This window comes from Paenibacillus vini, from assembly GCF_018403325.1.
GTDB classification, from domain to species: domain Bacteria; phylum Bacillota; class Bacilli; order Paenibacillales; family Paenibacillaceae; genus Fontibacillus; species Fontibacillus vini.
In genome coordinates this window covers 1-242 of sequence record NZ_BOSL01000090.1, presented here as the reverse complement: position 1 = coordinate 242, position 242 = coordinate 1, and the positions used below count along the sequence as shown (strand labels likewise).

At 48.3% G+C, this 242-nt stretch carries 1 rRNA gene; it reads left to right on the top strand.

What is annotated here, in order from left to right:
- A 23S ribosomal RNA gene (locus tag KJS57_RS26290) occupies nucleotides 1-242 on the top strand; the annotation flags it as partial.

The following is a 242-nucleotide window of genomic DNA, read 5'->3' as shown; positions in this document are numbered from 1 at the left end:
CGTAACTGAATACATAGGTTACGAAGAGGCATACCAGGGGAACTGAAACATCTAAGTACCCTGAGGAAGAGAAAACAAAAGTGATTCCGTTAGTAGCGGCGAGCGAATGCGGAACAGCCTAAACCAGAGAGCTTGCTCTCTGGGGTTGTGGGACGTCTCACATGGAGTTACAAAGGAACAGGGTAGACGAAGAGGTCTGGAAAGGCCCGCCAAAGAAGGTAAAAGCCCTGTAATCGAAATTC